The following is a 24,709-nucleotide window of genomic DNA, read 5'->3' as shown; positions in this document are numbered from 1 at the left end:
CCAAACACAACTATAACGTGATTTTTATCAAAACAATCTTTGGTTTAAATTCTACTACGCTCAAACTTAAATAGAATTCAAGCGCAAATCCGATCACATTTTTGACTGACCACATCTGCGTCAGGAAAAAGGATTCAATTCTGACAAATTCTAACTATGGTTGAAAGATTTGGTCAGAATTGGCTTTCATCCTCTTTAAGGCGAATAATTCCCTTAAAAATTGCAGAGTTTGGCGATCTTTAACACTATTTCCAGTAACGAACACTCAACAATTCAGGAACTGATTTCGGAATTTTATAATTGCATTTTGAAATACATGTGTGTGAAGGTTGTAACGTAATTTGAGTCCAATTTCTCTTTCATGCAACCTGTGATTCGCAAGAGCAGGAAATCCAGACAACATCTGCAAGACCGAAACTTCCTTCGGAAGCAACGGGAGGAAACATGTCAGAACCATTTCTCGCCGAAATACGGATTGTCGGCTTCAATTTCGCGCCACGCGGCTGGGCTTTTACCGACGGACAGATTTTGCCGATCAATCAGAACCAGTCGCTCTATTCGCTGCTGGGCACGACCTATGGCGGAGATGGGCGGACGACATTCGCCCTGCCCGACCTGCGCAGCCGGACGCCGATCCACGAGGGCGCCGGATATCAACTCGGCCAGAAGGGGGGAGCGGAAACTGTCACACTTACGGCAGCTGAAATCCCGGAACATTCCCACCCGGTGAAAGCGGTCTCCACCGCAGGAAACAGCAGAACGCCCAACATGGCCCTGTTTGGATCCGAAATCGCACCGGACAAGGCCTATCGGCCTTACGAAGTCGGCACGATGACGCAGATGAGATCAGGGACCGTGACCAACGCAGGTGGCGGGCAGGCGCACAACAACATGCAGCCCTACCTGACGCTCAATTTCTGCATCGCCCTTCAAGGCCTGTTTCCGTCCCGCAACTAATCTCCGAAAGGACATAGAATGTCTGAACCTTTCGTCGGTGAAATCCGCATGTTTGCGGGTAATTTCGCACCGCGCGGCTGGGCCTACTGCGACGGTCAGCTGCTGGCAGTTTCCCAAAACGATGCCCTGTTTTCACTCCTTGGAACCATCTACGGCGGAGATGGCCGAACCACATTCGGTCTGCCGGACATGCGCGGACGAATTCCACTGCACGCGGGCACGGGCCCCGGCCTCAGCCCGCGGCGGCTCGGCTCCAAAAGCGGGTCGGAAAAGGAAACGCTCACGGTCAACCAGCTTGCCAGTCACTCGCACGGCTTCAATGCCAACACCGGCCTGGCCGACCAGACGTCGCCCGCGACGCATGTTCCGGCAGCCGGTGCAGGCGTGAGCTTCTACGCCGATGCCAGTCAGGACATTTCCATGGCGCAAGACATGATTTCAAACTCTGGCGGCTCCCGGTCGCACACCAACCTGATGCCGACAATATGCGTGCATTTCATCATCGCGCTCTACGGCGTTTACCCCAGCAGGCATTAGGAGGCGAACCATGTCGGAACCCTTTATCGCTGAAATCCGAATTTTCGCAGGCAATTTCGCCCCTCGAAGCTGGGCCTTTTGTGACGGCCAGCTCCTTCCCATCTCCCAGAACACGGCGTTGTTCTCGCTTATTGGAACGACCTACGGAGGCGATGGACGCAGCACCATGGGTCTGCCGGATCTGCAGGGCCGTGCCCCAATGCATCCAGGCAGAGGCCCTGGCCTCACATCCCGCAGACTGGGGGAAAAGGTTGGTGTTACGACCGTCACCCTGACGGAAGCGCAGATCCCCTCACATTCTCATACGGCACGAGCAACCAGTGGCAGCGGCGGCGTTCCCGGCCCCTCGTCATCGACGTCCTTTTCCAGCTCCGGCCTGGATTCGCTTTACCACACGGACACTCAGACGAACCAGGTCGACATGGCCATGGAAACGCTGTCCGCCACCGGCGGCAGCCAGTCACACGACAATGTTCAGCCGTATCTGACGCTGAACTTCATTATTGCGCTCCAGGGGCTTTACCCCTCCCGCGGCTAACCAATGCAGGACGTTGCCGGACAGGCCAGGCCGCCGGCTTCAGATCAGCAAGAGGAAACGCATCATGTCAGTCGAAGAAGCAGTTCCCGAGGAATTTGAAGGGAACGTGACGGCCGATCCGGTCTATTTCCGGATTTTCTTTGCCGCAGTCACACCGGACGGGGCACTTGAGTACAAGGATCAGACGTCTGAAAACGGCGCTTTCAGCGCCTCCTTTACTCAGCTAACGAATGCAAGCTTTGCCACCGAACGGCTCAACGCATCCGTGACCCAGGAAGGCTACGTTGCCCTGCTTGCGCAAGACAGCGGGTCTGGAAACCTGGCCTATATCCGGGAAAACCGGGACGAAAACGCACCACAGCGTTTTGCTGACCCGCTTGATCTCGGCAAACCGGCCGGCGTTCCAGGTTTCAATGATACGTTGCTGATCAACGGCGTCACCGGTCGGCAGAACATTTTCGTCACAAGTTCGGCGCCGGACAACGCCATCTGGTGGCGCTTCCAGAACAACAACACCGTACAGATGGAAACCATCACGGTAGTGCCACCGGGCACGACGACACCAATTGAAGTTACGGTGCCGGTCGAAATTCCACCGAGCCAGCCCTGGGCGGACTGGCAACAAATGGCCGGGGCACTGCGGAGCCTCGCTGCAACCCAGAATGCCGATGGCCGCATCATTCTCACCGGCATCAATTCGGACAGCGTGCCTTATCTGAACTTCCAGTCCACCGACAGGCCGCTTCTGCCGGAGGGCTGGGAAGGTTGGCAAGATATCAGTGGCGGCCTGACCGGCTTCGAACAGCTTGTCCTTTGCATCGACGGCAATGCGCTCGTTCACATCTTTGCCCGCATCGGAAACAAGATTTACATGAAAGCTCAGGACGAAGTCAGTTCACTCGACTTCTCCGACTGGGCACTGTTTGCAACGTTTGATGCGCCTGTCGGCAGCATGGCCGCTTCCAACTCCTCCAACGGAGGAATTTATCTGGTTGCGCTGACTGTCTCAGGAGCCGACAGTCCGGTCTTCGCAAGCTACCAGACCAGTTCCGTGGAAACCTCCTGGACGGCTCCACGGGTCATCGCCCATGCGGATGGTGGCAGCACGCTCAAACTTCAGCCGAACGCCAATACGCTCCTGAGCCTTTTCGCCCTTGATCCGGCGTCAAACACGGCTTCCTACCTGCCGCAGATATCGCTTGATCACTGGTCGGCGACCTGGACTTCCCTGGGCGGACCGCTTTCCGTAAGCGCACTGACCCGGGACGTCACGCCGAACACCGAATGACGACCGCGCTTGCGATCGATCTGCCGATGCCGCAGACAGACAAGTGCCTGGCCCCGCGCGCACGCGCGGCGGCCCGGGGCATCACCTACCGAGCCTTGCATTCGGGCGATCTTCCGTTCCTGGCAAGCCTATACCGTTCGACGCGCGAGGCCGAGCTTGCGCGCACTCCGTGGACGGAAGCCGATAAGCAGGCCTTTATCGCGATGCAATTCGAGGCCCAGCACAGACATTATCAGGAGCATTATCCTGATGCCCTCTGGCTGGTGATAGAACGAGACGCCAGACCTGTTGGCAGGCTTTACCTGGAACGCTGGACCCGCGAACACCGGATTATCGACATCGCCCTGATACCCGAAGTACAGGGACAAGGCCTTGGCAGCGCCGTTTTGCAGGACCTGATAGATGAGGCGCGAGAAGCAGGAAAAGCGCTTTCCATTCATGTCGAAAAGGAAAATCCTGCCATGCGGCTCTATCACCGCCTCGGCTTCGAAAAGCGGGAAGACAAGGGCGTGTATGACCTCATGGAACACCCCTGCCGAACCTGAAGCACCGAGCCCGGCCACCAGACTGCGGCGGCCACCGGCCTGTGAGACAGTGTACGATCAGGTGAACACCGCTTCATACTGAATGCCGGCTTCCTTTTGCGCGACCGGAACCAGAAACACGTCCTGCTCGCCGAAATCCGGCCGATAGAGCCTGTAGATGGATTGCTCCAGCAATGGCTCCTGCGGACCTTGCCACAACGTGGAAAAAGCCCCTCCCTGCCGCTCGCCGGAGCCCATCAATTTGACCTCCACAAGGGACAACTGGATATCAGCCGGAACCGACCTGACCTCGAACACCTGATCCAGCAGCTTTTCAAAGTCGTGAAGGGTCAGTGTTTTCAAGTCGGTCATCAATTTCTCCAAACCATCTATCCAAATGTCCCGGCGTCGACGCGGGGACGAGCAATTAAAAAGTTGTAGTTCAAACATCCAACAACCGTAAAGGGGCGATTGCAAAACCTGCTGCAAACCTTTTGAGAACAAGGGCGAAGCCCGCCATTCAAGCCGTGCATTCCTCCTGCATTCGCGCAACGCAGGAGGAATGACATCTTCTTTCAAAAGCCAATTCCCGGATCAGCAAGGCACCAGCCCGCCTCCAGTCCGAAGTCGTACCGTTCAGTGATCGACGGGGCTTTCCTCACCAAGCCTTTTCGCCAGTCGGCGCAGAACGGCCTTGTTGCGGCTGGTAACCGTCGAGCGTTTCCAGCCGTATTTTTCGCAGATCCGGGAAAACTTGCCGCCGCCCGCCTTGCACATCACTTCGAACTGCAGAGCGCGGCGCGCATCCGGGTCCTCGATCAGGGAGAACCAGGTGATCGCCTCTTCAGCCCGGCTGATCGCCCGGGGCGGGTAGGTGCGCCGACGCCGGGCGATCTTGCCCTGGCATTCAGGCCAGCTTGCCAGGACCGCCCGCGGTCCGTCACCCTTGCCGGTTACCGCAATCACTTCGACAGCCTCCGTCAACCGGGCCAGGATCTGGTCAGGTACGCTTGTTTCCATATCGTCTCTCTTGAAACTGTAGTGGGCACAGAACCGCGCGGCCGCTCAAATGGCCCCGCGGCAGCAAAGATGCAGGCTTGAGGCGGTTATTTGCCCTGGCCCTCACGCTCTTTCTGGTAGCCCTCTTCCCACAAACCGAAATAATCGGCCTTCGGCGGATAAGGATTGTCCTCACGGGACTTGCCTTCCCGGCACGCGGTCGCTCCGCGTTCGAAGGCAAAAATCTGCGCCTTCGTCAGGTAACCGTTCATGTTCAAACCCCCTTCTCTCAAAATACCGGTGAAAGATCCGTCCGGCGCCGCCTCCCCCGAGCGCAGCAAGCCAAGCGTGCAATCCCTGAGCGACTCAATACAGCCGAAGATTGACGGCCGCAGTGTAATCAACCGACACCAACTGACAATAGTGCTCATGCAGCGATCCCCTCCCGGCCCGTTTCCAGGAGTTTGTCAAGTTCGTAGGAGAGCAGCACGGCGAGCGTAAGGGTCGGAGCGGATGGGTTTATATGTCTTGCACTGCCAAGCAACTCTTCCAGATCAATCCTGTCGAACTGGTCCAGAAAACCTCGCCGCTCCACCCAGTCCGGCTTGTTCAAGACAAGCCAGGAAACGGCAGTAAAGCATGGCGCAGACCAGTTCCCCCGGTTCTCGGCGGTGTTGATCAGACCGAAGACGAGGCGCAGATGTTCCGCCCCGTGTTTCGTCAGCAGGGTCTGGCAAGTTCTGCGGGCCTTCGACTGGTGCCGCCCTTGCACCCGTCTGGTGTGGCTGATGAAATGAACGCCATACTCGGCAGCGATCCTGTCGACCAGTCCTCCCGAAGCCATCAGACCCGACCTTTCTTTTCCACCGCGATACCTTGCACCGCTGCAAAAGCCGCTTCTGCCTTTTCCCTGGCCGTACGCGGCAAATGTTCACTATTTGTTCTTTTTGCGAAGGGCGCTTGTCTCATGTGCTGCCTGCTCCCGACAACACCCGGACTGCCCTTCGGGCTGGAACTGCCGCGCACATCCCTGCCCTGTTTCAGGTTCCGCAACTCCAGAGTCAGCAACCTATTGCGCGCTTTTTCCAACGCGAACTCGTCTTCCAGCCGGGCACTCGGTCGTTCCGCCCTGATCCTCAGATGCGCAACCTTTGCCTGCGCTTCTTCAATTTCGTCCTTCAGGTCCCTCATCGGCCGGTCTCCTCTGCCATTTGTCGAAGGATTGTCTGAGCTTCCATCGTCACTCCCACGCATTCACTTGATGACTCAAATTTCGTACGCTTATTGCGTACGTATGTCAACTGGACTCCGTACGTTTTTACTGCTAACACGTATGCATCTTACGTGACCTGGTGACCGAATTATGGATATGGACGAACAATCTGCAGTCTCCCGCCAGCTTGTAGACCTGAAGGACCGCAGCGGCCTGTCGATCCGCGCCATCGCACGGGCCATGGGCTATCAGAATGCCTCTTCCATCCAGCGCTACTTCAGCGCCGACTACCTGAAACCTGCACTGCCGTCGGATTTCGTGGCGAAGCTTCTTCCTGTCCTCCTGGGCAAGGGCGAGCAACCGATCACCCGGGAAGACATTCTTGCGCTCGCCCCCGATTCCATCACCGATCTGGATGCCTCCAGTGCACCTTCAAGAGCCGCCACACCTCTGGAGATCAAGGGCCAGGTGGCTGCCGGCCTCTGGATGGAGTCCGGACTGTTCGAGACGGACGCCACCAAGAAAACCAGTTTCGCGGGAGACCTTCGCTTTCCGAGCGAAAGCCAATATCTGTTGCAAATCAATGGCGAAAGCCTCAACCGGATCGCCTGGAGCGGCGATTTGATCCTGTGCGTCGACTATCTGGAAGCCGGCATTGAGATCAAGTCGGGAGACCTTGCCGTCGTGGAGCGGACCAGAGACGGTGGCCATACCATCGAACGCACCGCCAAGCGGATCATTCGCCGGAACGGCCAGATAGAACTGCAACCGGAATCCGACGATCCGCGCTTTCAGGAGCCGGTGATCTTCAACGAGCACGATGAAGAAGCAACGGAAGTCCGCATCATAGCCAAGGTATTGAGCGTCATCCGGCAGGTCGTCTAGCGCCGCCGACCCCGCCTCCACTTCTTCTCAGGCCGAAACTCGGCCCGCCTTCGCGCATTTCGCGCAACCGGCCTGCTGCGACCGATCACGTCTTGACGCGACGCCGACACTTCAGGGCGGCCATACGCTTTTGTCATATAGCCGATTAACGAAGATTTGACATGTACGCAATTTGCGTATACGCTTTCAACGTTTTTTAGATGGAGGCTTTTTTGGCTTTGAACCTCGACATGTCGTTCTATTCAGTGATTTGCGAACTCGGAAACTGCTTCTACACGCCGGAAACCGATCTGGCAGACATGAGCCTGCACAGGATCATCGAGGATCTTCAGGCCGGGCAACTCGAGAAGGTTCAGGCGGTTCTGGAATTCAATCCCGCGGAAGGCTGGTGCAACGACATCACCAGCGCGGTCCTGTCCGCCGCCTTCCCCGAGATCGGGGAAGACGAGGAGGAAACCGCGGAAAACTGGTCGGACTATCGAACCGAACGTCTGACCGCCCGGCTTGCCGGTGTCACCGCCAGGGTCGCGGCCTGAGGTTTGGTCTGCCTCACAAGGGCGAGACAAGCAGCCATTTTTAAGCCTGACAGATAGCAGGCACGTGAAAGAACTCCGTAGCCGGGTGTTCCAGGCAAACGGCCCAAAAGACGGAGAGCGATTATTCAGACGGGGTCTTTGATGGATTGTCCGGAAGCTGCCTTCCCCAAACGCCGTTCAACCTTCATCAGAAGGATCAGGCTGGCCGTCAGCAACAGTGCCCCATTGAAGGGATGATACGCGATCAACTCCGGCTCGGCACCGGCCGAAAGTGCGATCTGAAACAGGTAAAGCAAACCTGTAAGGCCCGCCCACCAGCCAAAGCGCCCGAGCCGGGATACCAACAGGCTCCCTCCAAGCAGAATACCGGGAAACACCACCAGGATGAGACCCGAAACTTCATGCAAGGCCCACAGGCTGTCATCGCGAAACAAAGACAGCCCCGCCGTCAGGAACTGGAACAGAATCCCGCACGGCAAGGCACGTGCACTGATGGAATACCACCAGGGAACACTGCTTTTGAGGCCTTCAAATCTTTTGTAAGCCATGATCCGTTTCACGCGGCCTCCCTTGCCGGGGTTTTCTTGATCCAGGTCGACAACGCGCGGGCATAATCGGCTCCAGCTTGCTTCAATTCGTCAGGCCCAAGCTTGTCGGCCCTGTAGAGTAAAAAGGGCTCGTACCAGACCAGACCGCAGCGATGCGCGGTCGCCTTCAACGGTGCGAACAGGCTGTCCATGGAAAAGAGATTGGCACCACCCGGCTGGTAGGCCTCCCGAACGTTGCCTGCGGTCGCCGCAAGCATAAATGGCCTGCCTTCCAGTCTCAGTCCCTCTTCCTCATAGGCGATGTAGAACATCCGCGTCAGAACTGCGTCCTCCCAGGCTTTCAGAAGCGGCGGAGTGGAATACCACTGCACGGGAAACTGCAGAACGATCCGCTCCGCTTCCAGAAGCCGGGCTGCTTCTCCTTCAGCGTCACGAAAGAGATCCACCCCCTGCGGAAAAACGGCTTGCATATCAACGACATCAACGTCATCGAGGTCGGCCGCTGCTGACGCCAGAGCCGCATTTGCCCTGGAGCGTTTCATGTTCGGATGAAACAGAAGTACGAGTGTCTTGCCCATTTTCTTTCCTCTTGTTGAACCCAACGGACAATGAGAGAGGAAAGAAAATCGATCCAATCGATAATTGATCTATGATATTATTGATTTCATGAATTTACGTTCTGTCGATCTCAACCTCCTTGTCGCTCTTGATGCGCTGCTGGACGAAGCACACGTCAGCCGCGCTGCCAGCCGGATAGGTCTGTCCCAACCAGCCATGTCTGCTGCCTTGCAGCGCTGCCGGCACCTGTTCGCGGACGAGCTGCTGGAGCGCGGGCACGGCACCATGCGCCTGACCCCAAAGGCGGTGTCCCTGCGCGCGCCGTTAAAGTCGTTGTTGGCAGGAGTAGATGACCTCCTGACACCGAAGACAATTCCGCTGAAGGACATACGCCAGACCTTGCGCATAATCATGACCGACTTTCCGGCGCTCTATGTCATCGGCTCACTGCAAAGGCAGCTTCAGGCAACCGCGCCTGGTATCGATCTGGTCCTCCAGCCCTGGCGTGGTGCTCCGGCGGCACGGACCGCCCTTCTCGATGGAAACACCGATATCGCGGTCTCGGTGTTTCCAGGAGAGGATGAAGAGCTCCACCGGGAAGAGCTTTTTGATGAAAGTTACCGCGTTGCGATGCGACAGGAACATCCTGCGGCAAGCAACTTCGATCTCGATAGCTGGTTGGCTTTTCCGCATGTACTTGTCTCCGGCAAGGGAGACATCAGGACACCGCTCGACGGCGAGCTGGCGCGCATTGGTCGCACGCGCCGGGTAGGTATAGTGGTGCCATCTTTCCAGATGGTGCCCGATCTCCTGCGCGGATCGGACATGATTGCCATGCTACCCTCACGCATTCTTCCCTTCGCAGGCGATCTGATCTCGTTCGCGCCACCGATCCCCGTTTCAGGGTTTCCCCTGCACCTGGCCTGGCACCGGCGTCGCGCCAACGACACCGGCTTGCAGCATGTCGCAAAGCTTCTTGTCGATCTCCTGGGCGATGCTTCCGCCAACTAAACGGAGCGGCTTGCCTTACACGGACAATGACTGCCGCGCCCTGGAGAGCCGGCTTTTCACCGTTCCGACGGCCACACCCGTCTGCTTGGCAATTTGCCCGGTGGACAGGCCCGAAAACACCCGCAATTCGAGAGCATCCCTGTCTTCCGGCCGAAGTCCGGCGATGCCCCTGGCAACGTCTTCCAGCTCCAGATGCTTTTCCTGAGCGGGCGCTGCCTGGGTTTCCTGAAGCCAGTCCTCGATGGGCAGGTGGTCACCCCGCCGGGCAAGCCATTTTCTTTCGTCGCGATAGGCATTGCGGGCAATCGTGAAAAGCCAGCGGCGCAGCTGCGTACCGCAGTGGAAGCTGGCGTGATGCCGCAGCGCCTTTTCCAGCGAGGTCTGCATCAGATCATCACCGGCTTCAGGGTTTCGCGTAAGAGAGCGGGCGTATCTGCGCAGATGCGGGATTTCGCTCTGAAGGTCTCTGGTGAAGTCGTCCTTGATGCAGGCCATCGTGACATTCCTGTTCTGCTGTTTCTGGACGAGATGTAAGACGTGACGGTGTTGGCAGAAGCGCGCTCAAGACCTTGTCATCGCGGTTTGAAAAACAGATGCAAAACGGCCTCTTCAGCTCCCACGCCTTTCACGGGTCGGTGAGCCGGGCACCGCTTGCCGAATGATCATGATGAACGCGTGCGTGGTGTCAAAACACGCGGCTCGCAAGGCTTGAACCCTCTCACGGGGCCTCATGTTTTTGTGTTGATGTTATTACCGCCACCGCCGCAACCGATCAGCATTCGTGTCGTTGTTCCCGGCATGAACAGCCTGCGGGGCAAACAGCGCTCTGCAGTCATTCATGAGTTTAAACAGACACATGGAGCAAGATCATGCGTACTTCCAAGAAAATTCTGTCGACCCTGCTGACTGCAGCCTTTGTATCCGGCGCACTGGCGGGCAACGCCTTCGCCATCGACCCGGACGACACCCGCGGCGATCTCAATGGCGACAAGCCTGTCTCCGTCCGCATCCAGCAGACCGTCAATGCAAAGGCTCTGGCTGAAGCACGCAGTGGCAATCTGCTGATCCTGCCGGTTGTCGGCAGTTACAATGGCGAAGAGCGGCTGACAGTTCCCCAGCAGCAGGTCGCCGGTGCAAGGGCACAGGGCGCCAGGGCAAAGAAGCCGCTGCATATCCTGCCTTTCCAGGGCGACTGGAACGGTACAGCAAAAGCCGGTTTCCCGCACAAGTAAGGTCTTTTCAAACCTTCGAAGAAAGGGCCGCGCGTTTAGCGCGGCCTTTCTCGTTTATCAGCCGGAACTACCTGCGTCGCCGGTGCTCGCGCGGCGACTGGCCGAATTCCTGCCGGTAGGCCCGGGTCATTGCACTCGCGTTGCGATAGCCGCAACGCTCTGCAATTTCGGCAATCCCCAGCATGGTCAATTCCACAAGCCGGCGCGCCTCGCGCAGGCGGATCGCCTTGTAGACCCCCAGTGGCGTCATCGACATTTCCCGCTGGAACCGGTGCTCCAGGGTACGCTGGTCCACCTTCAGCTGCCGGGCAAGATCTTCAATCGGCATCGGTGCCTCGATGGTCCGCCGCATCAGCGCAGTCGCGCTGCGCACCAGGGCATCCGCCGACAGGCGCTTGTGCGGATCGTGCATGTCCAGCTTGTCGCCATACATGAACAGGGCTGCCACCTCGAGCGCGAACATCGGGCTGTGATGCCGCTTGATCAGTTCCAGCGCCAGTTCGAATGTGGTCGACGCCCCGCCACAGGTACAGATGTTGCCATCAAGCACAAAACGGTCCTCCACTGCATCGACATCCGGAAATCTTTCGGCAAATCCCGTCAGTTCATCCCAGTGGATCGTTGCCTTGCGTTCCTCCAGCAAACCGGCGGCCGCCAACAGCCATGCGCCGGTATCCATGCCGACCAACGTGCCGAACCGTTGCCTTGCGGCCTTCAAGGCGCGCACGGTTGACTGACCTGCAAAAGCCTCGAAACCGTAGCTCGGCATGATGAAGAGATAATCGCCACCAGGCTTTGCCTCCGACCAGGCAGACGTCGCCACCGGCAGACCGCTGGATGACGTGACGGTCCCTCCGGCAAGGCTCACGTGCTGCCAGGAATAGAGCTGCTTTCGGGCAATCGTGTTTGCTGCCCGGAACGGCTCGATCGCATTCGCCAGGCAGTGGTTCGAAAAGCTTTCGAACAACAGCACGCAGATTTTTCGAACCGAATTCGATTTTTGTGAAATCGGCATGATTTCAAACCAAAATTGCACAATGAAGCAAGCCCGTTTGTCTCACTCTCGTCGGCCTGAGGCAAGAGGAGATTCCGATGCATTTTGGGCTGAGCGAAGAACAGGAGATGATCGTCTCCACGGTCCGGTCCTTCGTTGAAAACGAGATTTACCCGCATGAGGAACTTGTCGAGAAGACGGGCCAGGTGCCCGCCGAACTCGGCGAGGAGATCAAGCGCAAATGTATCGATCTCGGCTTCTACGCCTGCAACTTCCCGGAAGAAGTGGGCGGCGCCGGCCTGAGCCATCTTGATTTCACCCTGGTGGAACGGGAACTGGGGCGCGGATCGATGGCGCTGAACCACTTTTTCGGCCGTCCCCAGAACATCCTGATGGCCTGCAAGGGCGAGCAGATCGAGCGCTACCTTCTGCCGGCCGTGCGCGGTGAGAAGATGGACGCGCTGGCCATGACCGAACCCGATGCCGGCTCGGATGTGCGCGGCATGAAATGCCAGGCGGTGCGCGACGGAGGAGACTGGGTGGTCTCCGGCTCCAAGCATTTCATCTCCGGCGCCGAACACGCGGATTTCTTCATCGTGTTTGTGGCGACCGGCGTTGACGAAACACCAAAAGGCCCCAAGAAGCGCATCACCTGTTTTCTGGTCGACCGGGGCACACCCGGCTTCGAGGTGCGCGACGGCTATCGCTCCGTCAGTCATCGGGGCTACAAAAACTGCATTCTCTACTTCGACAATTGCCGCCTGCCGGACAGCCAGGTCCTCGGTGAGGTCGACGGTGGCTTCGAGGTGATGAACGAATGGCTTTATGCCACGCGTCTGACGGTTGCCACCATGAGCGTTGGCCGCGCCCGCCGCTGTTTCGACTATGCGGTAAACTATGCCGCCGAGCGCAAGCAGTTCGGCCAGGCGATCGCCAAGTTCCAGGGCGTCAGCTTCCAGGTGGCCGACATGATCACCGAGATCGATGCCGCTGACTGGTTGACGCTTGCCGGAGCCTGGCGTCTCGACCAGGGTTTGCCCGCCAACCGCGAGATTGCGAGTGCCAAGGTTTACGCGACCGAAATGCTGGCGCGCGTCACCGACACGACGCTGCAGATCTTCGGCGGCATGGGTCTGATGGACGACTTCCCCATCGAACGTTTCTGGCGCGACGCTCGCGTGGAACGGATCTGGGATGGCACCAGCGAGATCCAGCGCCACATCATCAGCCGCGACATCTTCCGCCCGCTCGGAGCCTGATCCATGCGCTCACTCGAACGCCTGCTCCGGCCACGCACGGTCGCTGTTATCGGTGGCGGTTCCTGGTGCCGGAACGTGCTCAGGGAATGCCGCAAGGCCGGTTTTGAGGGTGATCTCTGGCCGATCCACCCGAGCCGTGAAGAGATCGACGGCTGCAGGGCCTATGCCACCGTGGAAGATCTTCCCACCGCCCCCGACGCGGTCTTTATCGGCGTCAACCGGCACGTGACGGTCGAGATTGTCCGCTCGCTTTCACGCCTCGGCGCCGGTGGTGCCATCTGCTTTGCCTCCGGTTTCAGCGAAGCAATCCGGGAGCTTGCCGACGGCGCGGATCTTCAGGCCGCCCTGATCGAGGCGGCAGGCGAGATGCCGATCCTCGGCCCCAACTGCTATGGCTTTCTCAACGCGCTCGACGGTGCGGCCCTGTGGCCGGATCAGCATGGCCTGACCCCGGTCGACCGCGGTGTTGCGATCATCGCGCAATCGTCCAACATCGCGCTGAACCTGACCATGCAAACACGCGGCCTGCCGATTGCCTATCTGATGACCGCCGGCAACCAGGCCCAGACGGGCCTGTCCGCCATTGGCAGCGCCCTCCTGGACGATGACCGGGTCACCGCCATCGGTCTGCACATCGAAGGGCTCGATGATCTTGCCGCCTTTGAGGCTTTCGCACGCAAGGCGCACGCACTCGGCAAGCCGGTCGTGGCCGTCAAGGTCGGCAGATCCGAGGCCGCCCAGGCCGCAACAGTCTCCCATACGGCCGCCCTTGCCGGTAGCACGGCAGGTTCCGACGCGCTCTTCAACCGGCTGGGTATTGCCCGGGTCGGCAGCCTGACAGCCCTTCTGGAAACCCTGAAGCTGGTCCACGTCGCAGGCCCTTTGCCGAGCACCAACATCGTGTCCATGTCCTGCTCGGGCGGTGAAGCCAGCCTGATTGCCGACACCGCCGTCGGCCGTCAGATCACTTTCCCGCCGCTCGTTCCCGCGCAAAGAACCGCGCTGTCAGAGGCCCTCGGGCCCAAGGTCGCTCTCGCCAATCCACTCGACTACCACACCTACATCTGGGGTGATGGCGAGGCCATGACCCGGTGCTACGCTGCCATGATGCAGGCGGACATCGCCCTTGGCATCGTCATTCTCGATATTCCGAGAATGGATCGCTGTGACCCGGAAGACTGGTTGAAGGTGATCGAGCCGGTGGAAGCGGCGATGAAAGCTTCCGGCAAACCGATGGCGATCCTGAGTTCGCTCCCCGAAACCATGCCGGAAACCTTTGCAGCCGATCTGATGAAGCGTGGTCTCGTGCCTCTCTGCGGGCTGGACGATGCACTGACGGCCATTGAGGCGGCTGCCTTTCTGGCAAGACCACTTTCGCCGGAACCGATCCGGGTTCCTCAAGCTGTCGCGGATCCCCGCCTTCTTTCCGAGCACGAGGCAAAAGCCTTGCTGCAAAAGCATGGCCTCAAGGTTCCCGCGAGCACTTTTGCAGAAGGTCCGGAAGCGGCAGCACGGGCTGCCGAAGATATCGGATACCCGGTGGTGCTGAAGGGCACCGGCATTGCCCACAAGACCGAAGCCGGAGCAGTCGCCCTCAATCTGCAATCGGCATGCGAGGTCCACTCCGCCGCAAGCGGGATGCCGGCCTCGTCGTTTCTGGTGGAAGAGATGATCACTGCCAGCCTTGGCGAACTGCTGGTCGGCATTGTGCGGGATCCGGCTCACGGCTACGTCCTGACGCTCGCAGCAGGTGGCATCCTGACCGAACTTCTGGAAGACAGCACCTCGCTGATCGTTCCAGCAGGCGAGGACGAGATCAAGAAGGCCCTTGAAAATCTGAAGATCGGCCGTGTCCTGACCGGATATCGCGGCAAGCCGCCTTGCGATCTGGAAGCGATTGTTGAAGCTGTGCAGGCAGTGCAGAGCTTTGTTCTGTCGGCACCGGTCGAAGAAGTAGAAATCAACCCGTTGCTCTGCGGTGCGGACTTTGCCGTCGCCGCCGATGCACTGGTAAGAATGGGAGCGAACTGATGGAAAACCCCATCAAGACCGAAAGACGCGGCCACATACTGGCTGTCACGCTCGACCGGCCGAAGGCCAACGCCATTGACCTGATGACCAGCCGGATTATGGGAGACGTCTTCACCGACTTCCGGGACGATCCGGACCTGCGCGTCGCCATCGTGACCGGTGCCGGGGAAAAATTCTTCTGCCCCGGCTGGGACCTGAAGGCGGCCGCAGGTGGCGATGCCGTCGACGGAGATTACGGCAAGGGTGGCTTCGGCGGCCTGCAGGAACTGCGCGGCCTCAACAAGCCGGTCATAGCTGCCGTCAACGGCATCTGCTGTGGCGGCGGGCTCGAGCTTGCCCTGTCTGCCGATATTATCCTGGCAGCCGAACACGCTTCTTTCGCCCTGCCGGAAATCCGCTCAGGCACCGTGGCCGATGCCGCCAGCATCAAGCTGCCGAAGCGCATTCCCTATCACATCGCCATGGAGATGCTGCTGACCGGCCGCTGGATCGAAGCAGAGGAAGCCGCCCGCTGGGGCCTGATCAACCACATCTATCCTGGAAAGGACCTGATGGCGGAAGCCTGGAAACTGGCCGAGCTGCTCGCTTCCGGTCCCCCGCTTGTCTATGCGGCGCTGAAGGAAATCGTGCGCGAGGCAGAAAACATGAAATTCCAGGACGCGCTCAACCGCATCACCGGAAGCCAGTTCGAAACGGTCGAAAAGCTCTATCGCTCTGAAGACCAGAAGGAAGGCGCCCGCGCCTTTGCCGAAAAACGAGACCCGGTCTGGAAGGGCCGCTAGATCATCCTGCGTCGGCATGAACGCCATCAAGATGACCTGACACGTTAAAAACAATCAGTTTCCGGCAGTTCAATCGGTTCCGGTTGAACTGTCGCTGATCCAGGAGAACCAAATGCCATTGACCATGAACCGCGAAGTCTTCATCACCTGCGCCGTCACCGGGTCGGGCGGTACCCAGGACAAGTCTCCACATGTGCCGCGCAGCCCGAAGCAGATCGCCGACAGCGCCATCGACGCCGCCAAGGCGGGGGCAGCCGTCGTGCATTGCCACGTGCGCGATCCGGAAACCGGCACCCCCTCCCGCCGGCTTGACCTCTACCGGGAAGTCACGGATCTCATCCGCGCCGCCGATGTGGATGTGGTCCTGAACCTCACCGCAGGCATGGGCGGCGACATCGTGTTCGGGTCCACGGAAAGCCCGTTGCCGCTGGTTGAAAAGGGAACCGACATGGTCGGCGCAACGGAGCGCATGGCCCATATTCGCGAGTGCCTTCCGGAAATCTGCACACTCGACTGCGGCACCATGAATTTCGCCGAAGCCGACTATGTCATGACCAACACCCCCGGCATGCTGCGCGCCATGGGGGCCATGATGACCGAACTTGGCGTGAAGCCGGAAATCGAAGCCTTCGACACCGGCCACCTCTGGTTTGCCAAGCAGCTCGTCAAGGAAGGCACGCTTGCCTCTCCGGCATTGGTGCAGCTCTGCATGGGTGTGCCCTGGGGCGCGCCGAACGACCTCAACACCTTCATGGCCATGGTCAACGCCATTCCGGATGACTGGGCCTGGTCGGCCTTCAGCCTCGGCCGCGATCAGATGCCCTATGTGGCGGCCTCCATCCTGGCCGGTGGCAACGTCCGTGTTGGCCTCGAGGACAACATCTTCCTCGAAAAAGGCGTGCTTGCCACCAATGCACAGCTGGTCGAGAAGGCCGTCGGCGTTGTTGAAGGCATGGGCGCCAAGATCATCGGCCCGCAGGCCGTTCGTGAAAAACTTGGCCTGACCAAACGCGCGCCGGTGAGCGCCTGACATGAGCCGCAGGGTCCTCGTCACGGCCGGAGCGTCCGGGATCGGCCGCGCCATTGCGGAACGCTTCCTGGCAGACGGAGACGACGTCGCGATCTGTGATGCGGATCCTGCAGCCGTTTCCGCATTCTCGCAAGCCAATGGCAACGCAATCGCTGCTGTTGCCGATGTCACCAGCGAAGCGGAAATGTCCGCGTTCCTGAACGACCTCGAACACCGCTGGAAAGGCATCGACGTCGTTTGCGCCAATGCCGGCACCGGCGGTCCTGCAGGGGCGATCGAGACGCTGGACTACGCGGAATGGCAACGCTGCGTCGCGACCAATCTCCACGGAGCCTTCCTGACCTGCCGCTGGGCGGCCAGAGTGCTGAAAGCTCAGGGGCACGGTCTGATCACGCTCACCTCGTCGACCGCCGGACTTTACGGTTACCCGTTCCGCTCGCCCTACGCCTCCGCCAAATGGGCGATTGTCGGCCTCACCAAGACGCTCGCAATGGAGCTCGGCCCCCACGGCATTCGCGTCAACGCGGTTTGCCCGGGCGCGGTGGAAGGGGAGCGGATGGATCGGGTCGTCGCGATGGAAGCCAGGGCGCGCGGCGAGACCGAAGAGGCCATTCGAGAGAGCTACGTCAAGGGTGTTTCACTCAAGACCTGGGTCACTGCCCAGGATGTAGCAAACACCATTCACTTTCTGGCGTCCGAAGCAGGCGCCCGCATTTCAGGACAGATCCTGGCCATCGACGGCCACACGGAGACACTTGCACCATGACCCAAAAAGCATGCATCGTCGGCGGCGGCGTGATCGGTGGCGGCTGGGCCGCCCGTTTCCTTTTGAACGGTTGGGACGTTGCCGTCTTCGACCCCGACCCGGAAGCCGAACGCAAGATCGGCGAAGTCATCGACAATGCGCGCCGCAGCCTGCCCGCGCTCTATGACAAGCGCCTGCCGGACGAAGGCAAACTGTCGTTCCATTCAGATCTTGCCGAGGCAGCCGCTGGTGCTGACTGGGTGCAGGAAAGCGTTCCCGAACGCCTCGACCTCAAGCACAAGGTCCTGGGCAGCCTGACGGAGCTCGCGCCCAAGACCGCCGTCATCGGCTCGTCGACATCCGGCTTCAAGCCGTCCGAACTGACCAGCGAAGGCGCGCGCGCCGTCGTCGCCCACCCGTTCAACCCGGTCTATCTGCTTCCGCTGGTGGAACTTGTCGGTGATGCGGCCGAAACCGCTCGCGCAGCCGAGGTCCTGCGCAGCATCGGCATGTTCCCGCTTCATGTCCGCAAGGAGATCGACGCCCACATTGCCGACCGGTTCCTGGAAGCTGTCTGGCGCGAGGCGCTCTGGCTGGTGAAGGACGGCATTGCCACGACCGAAGAAATTGACGAGGCAATCCGCATGGGCTTCGGTCTGCGCTGGGCACAGATGGGCCTTTTTGAGACCTATCGTATCGCCGGCGGGGAAGCCGGCATGAAGCACTTCATGGCCCAGTTCGGTCCATGCCTCTCCTGGCCCTGGACCAAATTGATGGACGTGCCGGAGTTCACCGACGAGCTGGTCGACCTGATCGCCGGTCAGTCCGATGCCCAGTCCGGCCATCGCTCCATTCGCGAGCTGGAACGCCTGCGCGACGACAATCTCGTCGGCATGATGCGAGCGCTAAAGAAAAGCGGCAGCGGTGCAGGCGGCGTTCTCAACACCCATGAACGGGCTTTGGCGGCACCGGCGGAGGCTGAACTGCCGATCACGGGAGACCGCCAGATTCCGCAGAGCTGGACCGACTACAACGGCCACATGAACGAGGCTCACTACCTGGAAGCAGGTGCTGCCGCAACCGACCGATTCATGGAGCTGATCGGCGCCGATGCCGACTACATCGCGTCCGGCAAAAGCTACTTCACCGTTGAAAATCACCTGCGCTACCTGGACGAGCTTCTGGCGGGTGAACGCCTGACCGTCACGACCCAGGTGCTCCAGGGGGAAGGCAAGAAGATGCAGCTGTTCCACTTCCTGAAAAACGCTGACGGCAAACTTGCCGCAACCATGGAGACCCTTCTGCTCCATGTCGATCTCAACACCCGCGCCAGTTCCCTGCCGGGAGCGGAAGTCGGCGAGAAGCTCAAGGCCTTCGCCGACGCCCACAAGGCCCTGCCTTTTCCGGAAGGTGCCGGCCGCTTCGTCGGACAGAAAGCAGTCTGATCAGACACCGTCCGCGGTCAACGGAACCGCGGACGGGCCTGTTTTGTTGGGCGGTCCTACTGGGTGGTCCTATTGGGCCGGCTGAACCATGAACCCGGCCACGATACCTTCGGCGTCGGAATAGACACCCGGCCGCGCGAACAGATCGCATCTTCCCGACCCGGCAGACCAGTTGAACCCGAGGCAGGTGCGTTCCGTGCAGAGCGTCTCGCACTGGCCGGCCGATCCCGCCTGCAGGCTTTCATCCGGCTGTCCGGGAAAGCCCTTGTTCTGTTTGGTGAACGTCTGGACAGGCACGCTCAGATTGGGTTTGAGAGACCCGGCGGCAGCCCGCTGCACATAGGTGTCGGCCTTGGAAAGAAGATAAAGCCTGCCATTGCTGTCACCGACGGACTTTTGAATGCAGATCCGGTTCCATCGGTCATGGGTCACGGCATCGCAGCCGCTTCTGGCGCTACAGGACGAGATACAGTCCTCAGCGCTCATGTTGCGGAGCACGCCATCCGGCAGATCTCCGCCATAAAGATCATAGCCGCTCAGGCGAACGAAACCGCCCTCGCCTGACGCAGCAGGCGCAGACGCGGGTGCACTTGCATTCTGTCCGGCAACGTTTCTTTCGGCCTGCTGGTCAAGCTTCAGAGAAGCCGGCAGCAGATACCAGTAAGGCGCGGAAAATTCCTCGGCCTCCCCGTCACCGAAATCGTCACCAACGGAATACTGCTCGAAACGGACGCTGAGCGGACTGTAATCGGTATCCCAGAACCGTTTCCAGTCGTCAGAAATCCGGACCGAACAGCCAAGCGCAGAGAATTTGCTCGGAGTATCATAATTGAAGACCTTGCCGACCAGGTCCTCTCCCTGCCTTGTCAGCACAACTTTCCGGTCTCCATCCGAATCGCCGATCAGGATTTCGTCGTAGTATTGTGAACTGGTCGTATATCCCGGCCGACCATCCATCAGATTGGCCGCATAGGCGTTGTCGCAGATATTTGCGATTTCCCGTTCCGTAATCGAGGCTGGCGGTGTCAGTCCGGTGACGGTGATATTGGCCAGCACCGCATCGCCGATGCTCTCAATGTGGAACATGTTTTCGGGGCGCGTGCCGAGGATCCGCTGATACAGGAAATCCGTCATGGCCTCGACGTCGTGCTCTTCGCTCAGCTTGATATCGAAAAAGGATTCGGCAGCCTTCAGCGCAATCGCAAAGGCAGTCTGGACTTCGCTGGCAGGGTAACTGTTCTCGTTCGGCAGGTTGAGGCTGGGCGAATGGAAACCGAGCTTGCCCCCTGGACGCAAAGAGCGCATCTGAAAGCGGATCACGGCTGTCCCGATCCGCATGCTGCCACCAAGGAAAGCCAGCGAACAGGCGGATTCGCACCGTTCTCCCGAACGCACCATGGTTGCGATATCCTGGTCCCAGATCGTGTCGAACAGCCGCTTTCCTTCGGCAAAGCTGCCGCCGGGGCTATCGAGGCACAGCGTGATGCCTTGCGAGTTGATCGGCAGAACCTTGAGCTTTTCCGCATCCCCCGAGACGATCTGACCCCGCAAATGATAGTCGCAGCCTTCCGCGTTCGACGGAAACACGTCGGCCGCTTTCGCCACCGTTGCGGCAAGACAGAACAGGATAAACACCAGGCATCTCGAAATCATGGGCACTCCTTCTCCAGGCAGTCCGTTTTAATAGTTTTGGTAGGGCTGATCGGGCACCCGAAAAAACCGGGGCCTCAGGTCGACCGGTACGGCCGGTCCGGGAATGAAATCGTCATCTCGAAATCGTTTTTCAAAACAGGCGACGAAGCAGCAATAGACCAAATATCGAAGCGTGTCTTCAACCCGCCGGTTGCGGTGACCGGCCCGCTTTCAGGTGCCTCACCAGACGCGCGATTGGGGTATCGACCCCATACTGACACCCCGCTCGTTCTGGCACCTTTCTCTCATCGAAAGATCGATACCCCCTCCGAAAGGAGATTGTTCAAGAGAAAGGAATTGACCAATGAAAGCCCTTGCCAAAACCGCAGCAGCCGCCACCGTTCTTGCCATTGCAGGCGTTGCCTCCCTCGGAGCCGTGACCCCGGCCGCCGCCCTGTTCGACATCTGCAAGAAGGTCAACATCACGGTGAAGAACAACACCGGCCAGCCGATCCAGCTTTACGATCTCGATTACCGTGACCTCGGTTCCAACCGCTGGCGCTCGGAAAACATTTCCAACCGCGTCATCGCCCACGGCGGCACCTACAAGGTCACCCGGAACCTGGAAGGCGTGAACAACGCCAGCACCTTTGTCCGGGTCCAGTTCCGCAAGCTGAAGTCCAACGGCCGCTGGAACCTCCTCAAAACCTGGTACGCGGACTCCAGCACCTCGGTTTGCCGCAAGGGCGCAAGCTACCGCATCGTGTTCCGGTAACACCCGGCAAACACACCAAGGCCGCGCCGTGAGGGCGCGGCTCTTGCCCGGCACATTACCCAACCTTTCCCCATCACCCCGACACCCGGACCTTTCCTCCGGGCGACGAAAAGGATTTGTCTCATGTTTGGCAAACACATGCCCAGAACCTTGCTGATCAGCTCCGCTTCGCTGATGACAATCGCCTTCGCCGGCATCGCCTCGCAAACCATCGATTGGCAGGAGCTCGGGAAAAAGCTCACAAGCCCGGCGGAAGAAGCCGGCCGGATGAACATTGCAGGTGAGCGAGACGATGATGCCTCGGTTTCGACAACCCAGCGCAGGAAACAGGAGGAAAGCCACTCCGTCATCGCGGACATCTCCCGTCCGGCCGTAGCCCCCCAGCCCGCCCCGACCCCGGCCCCGGCCCCGGCTTTTCAGGACAGACTAATGATTGGCTCGGAGGCCGCCACCGGTGGCCTGATGTCGCTTTCCTCCGGCAGTGGCGGCTCTGCCCCGAGAAAGGTGGCTCAGTCCGAACCACCGGCAATGCCAGCCGTTCAGCCTGCCGACCGGGAACGGTTTGCATCCGCGGAAGTCAATCCGCTGAAACGCACGAGCGCGGACCCGGTATCGACCTTCTCCGTCGATGTCGACACCGCTTCCTATTCCTATGTCCGCAGCACGCTGTCCGGCGGCCGATTGCCGAACCCGGATGCCGTGCGTGTGGAAGAAATGGTCAACTACTTCGATTACAGTTACCCCGTGCCCGAAAAGGGCGGTCACCCCTTCTCCACCAATGTTTCCGTGGTCGACACCCCGTGGAACGAACACACCAGGCTGATGCAGGTCGGCATCCAGGGCTACAAGGTGCCGCTCGATGACCTTCCCCCGCAGAACCTGGTGTTCCTGATCGACACCTCCGGCTCCATGGCCGATGCCAACAAGTTGCCGCTGCTGCAGCAATCCTTCCGCCTGCTGCTGTCCACGCTGCGCGACGAGGACGAAGTGGCGATCGTCACATACGCCGGCAGCTCCGGTGTTCTACTGGAACCGACCAAGGTTACCGAAAAGAGCCGGATCCTGGAAAAGATCAACGCGTTGACCTCCGGAGGCTCAACGGCAGGTCATGAAGGTCTGAAAGGAGCCTACGCTCTGGCCGAAACAATGACCGGCGACGGCGAGCAGACCAGGATCATCCTGGCCACCGACGGCGACTTCAACGTCGGCCTGTCCGACCCGGACAGCCTGAAACGGTATGTCACTGAACAGCGGAAAAACGGCACGGCGCTTTCCGTTCTCGGCTTCGGCCGCGGCAACTACAACGATGAACTGATGCAGACCCTTGCGCAGAACGGACAGGGCGTTGCCGCCTACATCGACACGCTGTCCGAAGCCCGCAAGGTGCTGGTGGACCAGGTGGTCAGCTCCATCTCCATGATCGCCCAGGACGTCAAGATCCAGGTCGAGTTCAACCCGGAAACTGTCGCCGAATACCGCCTGATCGGTTACGAGACCCGGGCGCTCAGAACAGAGGATTTCAGGAACGACAAGGTCGATGCGGGAGATATCGGCGCGGGCCACAACGTCACGGCCCTTTATGAAATCACCCCTGTCGGCTCGCCGGCGGAAAAGTTCTCGGACCTGCGCTACGGCCCCAAGGAGAAGATCGAGCCTGTTCGCGCTTCCTATTCGGGTGAACTCGCCTTCGTGAAGCTGCGCTACAAGCTGCCCGGAGACAAGGAAAGTACCCTGATCGAAACGCCGGTCATGGCAGATACAAGCGGTATACCGATGTCGGAAACCCTCTTTGCCGCGTCAGTTGCCGCCTTCGGGCAGAAGCTGAAAGGCACCGATCACCTGGGAGATTGGGATTTCAAGGCGATTGAAAAACTCGCCAGTGAGAACAAGGGCGCTGATCGCTTCGGCTACCGGTCTGAGTTCCTGACCCTCGTCCGTCTCGCGGACGTCGCCGAGCGCTAGGCTCCCCCACCGCCCGCACAGAAACCGGCAGGCCCGCCTGCCGGTTTCCATTTGTTATTCTCCCCTCCCTTGGCCATCTCTCCATTCGCCATCCATCCATTGGACAGCCCTCAATTGGTCAGCCCCCGAATGGCCCCCAATGGTCACCCCTCCGTTCGTCATCCCGGACGCAGCGCAGCGAAGATCCGGGACCGGGGAGCCGAGGGTCAGCGAAATGGGTACCCGAAAAACAAAAGAAGCCTGTGCCTCCCCGATCCCGGGTCTCGCGCTGCTCGCCCGGGATGACATTCGGGGAACTTCTCCCTCGTCATCCTGGCCAAGCGGAGCGAGAGCCGGGATCCACTCATTCCCAGAGCCCTGCGGACGACTGACACATTCGAGAATTAATCTGGTGGCTGCGCGTTTGCGCTGTCGGGCGGGTTACCGGTCCCGCAACCAGTCCAGGGACACTTGCGTCCCGTCTGCCTCGACCAGATCAAGACGGCTGGAGAGGATCAGCGACAGGGCGCCCAGGTCGTTGGTCTTCCAGAGATAGATCGTATGGCGTGTCGGCTCGAAGCGGGCACAGGCCGTCGCGCCGACATCGGCAACATAGCGCGGCGGACCATCTCGCCGGATATCAAAGCCCTTGGCGCCGCTGGCATTGTCCGGATTGGTCAGGCAGACCGTCACCAGCCGCGCGGAAATCGCATCATCGGCATCTGCGGCTTCCTCCAGTGGAGCCGGTTCCTGCGCACGCCTTGCGGCGGACTTTTCGATGGCAGAGTTCAAGCCTTGAGTGTCCGCACCAGTGGCTTCCCGTTTTTGCGAATTTTGTTTCGGCGCTGCAGCTGGCGCAACCCGTTCCCTCTGGGGGGCAGTCCGGTCGATGGCCCGATCTAACTCCGGACTCATGCGGTCGGTCCAGGATGGGGCGTCGGAGGGTGCAGGTGCAAGCGCCGGTGGCTGCGGCCGCGCTGACGGCGGAGGGGCAATCTCGGCGGCAGCCCCCTCGCTGTCCATCAGCCGGTGCTCGGGCGCATGCATCTCGGCAGGTTCTACCGGTTCCGGAGCAGCTGAAGGGGCGGCCTCCAGCGTAACCGGCGGTGCAGGCACCTCACCTTTCTGAAACCGGATCAGGTCGTTGCTGCCGCTTTCCAGGAATGTCGGCTCCGGCAAGCTGCTGGCCAGAACCGCGACAGTTGCGCAAGACATCAGCAAGCCGCCGATGAAAAGGCTTTTGGCAGAT

Annotated in this window: 28 protein-coding genes; 17 read left to right on the top strand and 11 right to left on the bottom strand. The window is 59.7% G+C overall.

Annotated elements, in window-relative coordinates:
• Nucleotides 1-444 precede the first annotated feature (444 nt).
• The 5 genes from FIU93_RS14275 to FIU93_RS14255 all read left to right on the top strand — a co-directional run bounded on the left by FIU93_RS14275 (nt 445) and on the right by FIU93_RS14255 (nt 3,865).
• Nucleotides 445-957, top strand: coding sequence for a tail fiber protein (locus tag FIU93_RS14275; protein ID WP_023000407.1), 513 nt, complete (start codon nt 445-447; stop codon nt 955-957).
• Between the two features lie 18 nt (nt 958-975).
• Nucleotides 976-1,494, top strand: coding sequence for a tail fiber protein (locus tag FIU93_RS14270; RefSeq protein WP_152505954.1), 519 nt, complete (start codon nt 976-978; stop codon nt 1,492-1,494).
• A 10-nt stretch (nt 1,495-1,504) separates the two neighbouring features.
• A complete protein-coding gene (locus FIU93_RS14265) occupies nt 1,505-2,032 on the top strand; it encodes a tail fiber protein (RefSeq protein WP_023000405.1) in 528 nt (175 codons plus the stop codon).
• 64 nt (nt 2,033-2,096) lie between these two features.
• Nucleotides 2,097-3,320, top strand: coding sequence for a hypothetical protein (locus FIU93_RS14260; RefSeq protein WP_152505953.1), 1,224 nt, complete (start codon nt 2,097-2,099; stop codon nt 3,318-3,320).
• Nucleotides 3,317-3,865: a GNAT family N-acetyltransferase gene (locus FIU93_RS14255; RefSeq protein WP_286202356.1), complete on the top strand. Its 549-nt coding sequence runs from the start codon at nt 3,317-3,319 to the stop codon at nt 3,863-3,865. Before FIU93_RS14260 ends, FIU93_RS14255 begins: the two co-directional genes overlap by 4 nt.
• A 57-nt stretch (nt 3,866-3,922) precedes the next feature.
• Here FIU93_RS14255 and FIU93_RS14250 read toward each other — a convergent pair whose 3' ends face one another.
• The 5 genes from FIU93_RS14250 to FIU93_RS14230 form a co-directional block, all read right to left on the bottom strand.
• On the bottom strand, nt 3,923-4,216 hold the full coding sequence (locus FIU93_RS14250; RefSeq protein ID WP_031269092.1) for a hypothetical protein: 294 nt from the start codon (nt 4,214-4,216) through the stop codon (nt 3,923-3,925).
• Nucleotides 4,217-4,480: 264 nt separating this feature from the next.
• Nucleotides 4,481-4,864, bottom strand: a complete 384-nt coding sequence (locus FIU93_RS14245; protein ID WP_023000401.1) for a DUF6362 family protein — start codon at nt 4,862-4,864, stop codon at nt 4,481-4,483.
• 86 nt (nt 4,865-4,950) lie between these two features.
• The gene (locus tag FIU93_RS31585) at nt 4,951-5,274 is read right to left on the bottom strand and encodes a hypothetical protein (protein ID WP_152505952.1); all 324 of its coding nucleotides are present in this window, start codon (nt 5,272-5,274) and stop codon (nt 4,951-4,953) included.
• Nucleotides 5,271-5,687, bottom strand: coding sequence for a hypothetical protein (locus tag FIU93_RS14235; protein ID WP_077292312.1), 417 nt, complete (start codon nt 5,685-5,687; stop codon nt 5,271-5,273). Before FIU93_RS14235 ends, FIU93_RS31585 begins: the two co-directional genes overlap by 4 nt.
• Nucleotides 5,687-6,034, bottom strand: coding sequence for a hypothetical protein (locus tag FIU93_RS14230; protein ID WP_152505951.1), 348 nt, complete (start codon nt 6,032-6,034; stop codon nt 5,687-5,689). The genes FIU93_RS14235 and FIU93_RS14230 overlap by 1 nt, the downstream gene beginning before the upstream one ends.
• A 178-nt stretch (nt 6,035-6,212) precedes the next feature.
• Between FIU93_RS14230 and FIU93_RS14225 the strand changes: the two genes are divergently transcribed.
• Both FIU93_RS14225 and FIU93_RS14220 read left to right on the top strand, forming a co-directional pair.
• Nucleotides 6,213-6,941 (top strand): S24 family peptidase, encoded by a 729-nt coding sequence (locus tag FIU93_RS14225; protein ID WP_173017329.1) that lies wholly within the window; start codon nt 6,213-6,215, stop codon nt 6,939-6,941.
• Nucleotides 6,942-7,153: 212 nt separating this feature from the next.
• The gene (locus FIU93_RS14220) at nt 7,154-7,477 is read left to right on the top strand and encodes a hypothetical protein (protein ID WP_152505949.1); all 324 of its coding nucleotides are present in this window, start codon (nt 7,154-7,156) and stop codon (nt 7,475-7,477) included.
• Between the two features lie 125 nt (nt 7,478-7,602).
• Here the strand turns inward: FIU93_RS14220 and FIU93_RS14215 are convergent, their stop codons facing one another.
• Both FIU93_RS14215 and FIU93_RS14210 read right to left on the bottom strand, forming a co-directional pair.
• On the bottom strand, nt 7,603-8,025 hold the full coding sequence (locus FIU93_RS14215; protein WP_152505948.1) for a DUF6220 domain-containing protein: 423 nt from the start codon (nt 8,023-8,025) through the stop codon (nt 7,603-7,605).
• An 8-nt stretch (nt 8,026-8,033) separates the two neighbouring features.
• A complete protein-coding gene (locus tag FIU93_RS14210) occupies nt 8,034-8,603 on the bottom strand; it encodes an NAD(P)H-dependent oxidoreductase (RefSeq protein ID WP_152505947.1) in 570 nt (189 codons plus the stop codon).
• An 88-nt stretch (nt 8,604-8,691) separates the two neighbouring features.
• On the opposite strand from FIU93_RS14210, the gene FIU93_RS14205 reads away from it, so the two are divergent.
• Nucleotides 8,692-9,594 carry a LysR family transcriptional regulator gene (locus FIU93_RS14205; protein ID WP_152505946.1) on the top strand — a complete coding sequence of 301 codons (903 nt, stop codon included), beginning with the start codon at nt 8,692-8,694 and terminating at the stop codon, nt 9,592-9,594.
• Nucleotides 9,595-9,609: 15 nt separating this feature from the next.
• Here FIU93_RS14205 and FIU93_RS14200 read toward each other — a convergent pair whose 3' ends face one another.
• Nucleotides 9,610-10,089, bottom strand: a complete 480-nt coding sequence (locus FIU93_RS14200) for a sigma-70 family RNA polymerase sigma factor (protein WP_152505945.1) — start codon at nt 10,087-10,089, stop codon at nt 9,610-9,612.
• A 374-nt stretch (nt 10,090-10,463) separates the two neighbouring features.
• Between FIU93_RS14200 and FIU93_RS14195 the strand changes: the two genes are divergently transcribed.
• Nucleotides 10,464-10,826 (top strand): hypothetical protein, encoded by a 363-nt coding sequence (locus FIU93_RS14195; protein ID WP_152505944.1) that lies wholly within the window; start codon nt 10,464-10,466, stop codon nt 10,824-10,826.
• Nucleotides 10,827-10,893: 67 nt separating this feature from the next.
• Here FIU93_RS14195 and FIU93_RS14190 read toward each other — a convergent pair whose 3' ends face one another.
• Entirely contained in the window at nt 10,894-11,841 is a 948-nt protein-coding gene (locus tag FIU93_RS14190; protein WP_152505943.1) for a helix-turn-helix domain-containing protein, read from the bottom strand.
• 77 nt (nt 11,842-11,918) lie between these two features.
• On the opposite strand from FIU93_RS14190, the gene FIU93_RS14185 reads away from it, so the two are divergent.
• The 6 genes from FIU93_RS14185 to FIU93_RS14160 all read left to right on the top strand — a co-directional run bounded on the left by FIU93_RS14185 (nt 11,919) and on the right by FIU93_RS14160 (nt 19,112).
• The gene (locus FIU93_RS14185; protein WP_023000392.1) at nt 11,919-13,079 is read left to right on the top strand and encodes an acyl-CoA dehydrogenase family protein; all 1,161 of its coding nucleotides are present in this window, start codon (nt 11,919-11,921) and stop codon (nt 13,077-13,079) included.
• Between the two features lie 3 nt (nt 13,080-13,082).
• Nucleotides 13,083-15,110 carry an acetate--CoA ligase family protein gene (locus FIU93_RS14180; protein WP_152505942.1) on the top strand — a complete coding sequence of 676 codons (2,028 nt, stop codon included), beginning with the start codon at nt 13,083-13,085 and terminating at the stop codon, nt 15,108-15,110.
• Nucleotides 15,110-15,892: a carnitinyl-CoA dehydratase gene (locus FIU93_RS14175; protein WP_152505941.1), complete on the top strand. Its 783-nt coding sequence runs from the start codon at nt 15,110-15,112 to the stop codon at nt 15,890-15,892. The genes FIU93_RS14180 and FIU93_RS14175 overlap by 1 nt, the downstream gene beginning before the upstream one ends.
• A gap of 112 nt (nt 15,893-16,004) precedes the next feature.
• Complete coding sequence (locus FIU93_RS14170; protein ID WP_031269089.1) at nt 16,005-16,922, top strand: 3-keto-5-aminohexanoate cleavage protein; 918 nt, start codon at nt 16,005-16,007, stop codon at nt 16,920-16,922.
• 1 nt (nt 16,923) lies between these two features.
• The gene (locus FIU93_RS14165; protein WP_152505940.1) at nt 16,924-17,688 is read left to right on the top strand and encodes an SDR family oxidoreductase; all 765 of its coding nucleotides are present in this window, start codon (nt 16,924-16,926) and stop codon (nt 17,686-17,688) included.
• Nucleotides 17,685-19,112 (top strand): carnitine 3-dehydrogenase, encoded by a 1,428-nt coding sequence (locus FIU93_RS14160; RefSeq protein ID WP_023000387.1) that lies wholly within the window; start codon nt 17,685-17,687, stop codon nt 19,110-19,112. Before FIU93_RS14165 ends, FIU93_RS14160 begins: the two co-directional genes overlap by 4 nt.
• A gap of 69 nt (nt 19,113-19,181) precedes the next feature.
• Here the strand turns inward: FIU93_RS14160 and FIU93_RS14155 are convergent, their stop codons facing one another.
• Entirely contained in the window at nt 19,182-20,765 is a 1,584-nt protein-coding gene (locus FIU93_RS14155) for a PAN domain-containing protein (protein ID WP_152505939.1), read from the bottom strand.
• Between the two features lie 343 nt (nt 20,766-21,108).
• Here FIU93_RS14155 and FIU93_RS14150 point away from each other — a divergent pair, with 343 nt between their 5' ends.
• Both FIU93_RS14150 and FIU93_RS14145 read left to right on the top strand, forming a co-directional pair.
• On the top strand, nt 21,109-21,519 hold the full coding sequence (locus FIU93_RS14150; RefSeq protein ID WP_075282626.1) for a hypothetical protein: 411 nt from the start codon (nt 21,109-21,111) through the stop codon (nt 21,517-21,519).
• A gap of 123 nt (nt 21,520-21,642) precedes the next feature.
• Nucleotides 21,643-23,481 (top strand): VWA domain-containing protein, encoded by a 1,839-nt coding sequence (locus FIU93_RS14145; RefSeq protein ID WP_152505938.1) that lies wholly within the window; start codon nt 21,643-21,645, stop codon nt 23,479-23,481.
• A gap of 420 nt (nt 23,482-23,901) precedes the next feature.
• Here FIU93_RS14145 and FIU93_RS14140 read toward each other — a convergent pair whose 3' ends face one another.
• Nucleotides 23,902-24,675, bottom strand: coding sequence for a hypothetical protein (locus FIU93_RS14140; RefSeq protein WP_152505937.1), 774 nt, complete (start codon nt 24,673-24,675; stop codon nt 23,902-23,904).
• Nucleotides 24,676-24,709: the final 34 nt, after the last annotated feature.

Source organism: Labrenzia sp. THAF35 (genome assembly GCF_009363595.1).
Taxonomy (GTDB): domain Bacteria; phylum Pseudomonadota; class Alphaproteobacteria; order Rhizobiales; family Stappiaceae; genus Roseibium; species Roseibium algicola.
Note: the sequence above shows the minus strand (reverse complement) of the source record. Positions and strands in the feature narration are given on the sequence as shown.